Genomic DNA, 2,328 nt, shown 5'->3' with positions numbered 1-2,328 from the left:
GCGACCATCGATTCCGATGGCTTTATGCAAATCACTGATCGCAGCAAAGACGTAATCAAGTCGGGTGGCGAATGGATTGGCTCCATCGACCTTGAGAATATCGCCATGGCTCACCCGGCGGTATCCATGGCGGCGTGCATCGCGGCCCGCCATCCGAAGTGGGACGAGCGGCCGCTGCTCGTAGTGGTCAGGAAAACAGGAACCGAGCTTTCCCGCGAGCAGTTGCTTGGCTTCTACGAAGGGAAAATCGCGAAGTGGTGGACACCGGACGATGTGGTTTTCATCGACGAGATCCCGCTGGGTGCAACAGGAAAAATTCTGGAATCAGTTGCGAGAGCGCTTCGGCGAGTTCCTGATGCAGCCAGTGGAACGCCAACGCATCGCCTGACCCAGTGCCCCATGGAGCTCCGCCTTCGCGTCAGTGGTACATTCGGGGTCGACTCCGCCCGGGCAACGGTCACTCACCGGGCTGCATTTTGCGAATCGCCCTGTCGCGCGCGTCCTGCGAATCGACTATTAGGCGATATGCAACGTAATACTTGTAGATGTTGCGTACGTACGTTGTGGTTTCGATGCCGATCTTCTCCGCGACTACGATTTCGACGTTATTGAACCACTTGTCCCGATCGAGCCCGCGTGCCGCGGCTTCCGTGCGCATCTTTGCAATTTTTGCCGCCCCCGCGTTATAGCTCGCGAACGCAAACATTGCACGAGTGGTGTCATCGAAGTGCGCATCCGGAAAGTAGCGTGTCATCAGCCGATCCATGTATTTGGTTCCAGCATGGATGTTCGATTCGGTCACGCCAATGTTGCCAACCGCCATTTCCTCGCCTGTTTTTGGCATCAACTGCATGACTCCGACCGCGCCAACGTGGCTTCGGGCCGACTGGTTCAACTGCGATTCCTGATAGCCTAGCGCGGCCAGCATCAGAGGGTCGAAGCCATACTGCTTGCCGTACTTCTCGAAGAGGGCAAGTGTTTCGTCGAAACGCTTGCTCTCCGCCGCCCCCGAAGCATCGGTGACCTGCTTGATACGCTTCATGAACTGTGCGAGCCGATAGTCGATGACACCCTGCTTTTTAGCAAACTCGTTATAGAACTCAGTCACCGCAGCCTGCAGTTGAGGACTGTTTTTCCTGATCGCCCAACCGACATAGCCTTCGCTGCGTACCGCCAGATCCTCCCTAATGTTGACCCGAGGCAGGACTTGCGCCCACAGCTTTGCTTTCCAGTCATCGACCACCACCATGTGAAGCATTCCCGCGTTCAGCATTTCGAGCGTGTCCTCATCTTCGAGTGCGTCAGGTAGCAGCACTATCTGCATGACCGGCTTGCCTGCTTTCCTGAACCGGTCGTTGAGCGCCGTTAGACTCTCGTAGTAACTCGTCGCCTTGCGTACATAGACTTGCTTCCCCGCGAGGTCGTCCAGCGTGGCGATAGCCGGAGCGCCAGGCCCGGTCACGATCAGTTCTCTGACCGGCTTGCGGTCACGCGGCGCAACGAAGTCCACAAACTTGCGGCGCTCATCGGTCGCCGTCAGGTTGCCCGCCGAGATGTCGCCCAGCCCGGCCTGAAGGTTCGCCAGGAGTTTGTCCCGGGTCGTTGGTATCAAAAGGACTGTGAGCGGGCGTTTTCCGAGGTGGCTGGCATAGCGCTTGTTGACGTACCGTTCGAAGTCTCGCGCGAATTCAGCAGTCAAGCCACGTTCTCGGCCTTTGTCGTTGAAGTACAACGTACGGCTGTACGGCACAAGAAAGCGGATCACGCGGCGCTCGAGCATCGCGTCAAAGTCGCCGGTCCATGGTTTGGCCGCGATGTTCATCTGGCGGGTTTTCGCGACAGCACCCGGTGGCGCGGATGCTGGTGCGATAGTAGGCGCACTCGGTCCTGACTCGGCCCGCGCCGGCGGTAGGAGCACCGAGATCCCAACCAGCAGGGCGGCAAAAAAGCGGCGTCTCGTCATGACATGCCCTTTCCGTGCGAACGACTATTCGGAATTTGTATGCATTGTCTCAACGTATTCGCAGTTCTGTTACGAGCAGGTCGCAAGGGATTTTCGACCGGTGATATCGGTTGCAGCCCTTGAGCCGGTGCGTCGCACGACGGAACGTGACAGTTAAACGCTGGCACATATGCGTAACGATTGCAATAAGCAAGTGCGCTGATCCATCGCCGGCTCCGCGGATCGCGAATTCAAGCGCGTATTCGTGCGGAAGCGCCGTCCGGGCCGGTCCACATGATCATAGAAAGTTACTCCCAGAGTTGTTGAAACTCTTCCTTAAGCAGATAGGCGCGCACGCTCTGCAGGTTGTAGTGCAGTAGATCGCG

At 57.6% G+C, this 2,328-nt stretch carries 1 protein-coding gene and 1 pseudogene; one reads left to right on the top strand and one right to left on the bottom strand.

Annotation, left to right across the window (positions count from 1 at the left end):
* Nucleotides 1–388 (top strand): annotated as a pseudogene (locus AWB81_RS49090) (AMP-binding enzyme); the annotation flags it as partial.
* A gap of 69 nt (nt 389–457) precedes the next feature.
* Here AWB81_RS49090 and AWB81_RS42180 read toward each other — a convergent pair.
* The gene (locus tag AWB81_RS42180) at nt 458–1,963 is read right to left on the bottom strand and encodes an MltF family protein (RefSeq protein ID WP_062644465.1); all 1,506 of its coding nucleotides are present in this window, start codon (nt 1,961–1,963) and stop codon (nt 458–460) included.
* Nucleotides 1,964–2,328 lie beyond the last annotated feature (365 nt).

It is taken from the genome of Caballeronia arationis, from assembly GCF_001544975.2.
Lineage (GTDB): Bacteria > Pseudomonadota > Gammaproteobacteria > Burkholderiales > Burkholderiaceae > Caballeronia > Caballeronia arationis.
This window is presented reverse-complemented; position numbering and strand designations above follow the sequence as displayed.

Coding starts and splice junctions, on each gene's coding strand:
- AWB81_RS42180 (WP_062644465.1), bottom strand. CDS start 1,963: ATGACGAGACGCCGCTTTTTTGCCGCCCTGCTGGTTGGGATCTCGGTG.